The organism is Vibrio sp. 970, assembly GCF_033339075.1.
In genome coordinates, this window is record NZ_JAWOTW010000788.1 from 1 (window position 1) to 523 (window position 523).

1 protein-coding gene is annotated in these 523 nt (G+C 46.8%); it reads left to right on the plus strand.

Translation table 11 applies throughout. The annotated features are described in order from the left end of the window. Position 1 precedes the first annotated feature (1 nt). On the plus strand, positions 2–523 hold a 522-nt coding region (locus R7Q11_RS29185), incomplete at its 3' end, for a DUF3541 domain-containing protein (protein WP_225467347.1).

Below are 523 nucleotides of genomic sequence, written 5' to 3' on the forward strand. Positions count from 1 at the left end.
CTTGAATGTTCAGGCATCTCAAGAAGAGGTGCCTGCACTTAATTACTCTCAATCAGCACAGCTGATTCGCGACACATACGAACGTGAGTTATTCACGCTTCCTCCTTTTAAGGAAGGCCACTTTGGGCTGCGTATGTTCCGCCAAACCTTAGATGAAAAATACTACGCAACCATTTGGACAGACATGGCTCAAGTCGCAAGCCGATTGAATCGCTTCGCGAATGACGTCGTCAAACCAGAAGACATCATTTTATATTCCTCTGAGCGGCTGACTCGCTACCAAGAAAAAGAGGACGAACGCAGCCAACGTCGTTATACCGTAACAAAACATCACCCTGAGTATTTGTATCTTGGCGTCGATTTACTCGGCGCGATGGCGAGAGCAGATGAGTACGGCTTAAAGCACCAACAAGATAAAACACTGCGAGAAATCATTCGTCGTTACGATTTTACTCGCTACGCCACCGATAAAGAGATGATTGAAGCATGGTCGGCGCAGTTGGCAAATCAGGTCTATTGGCTG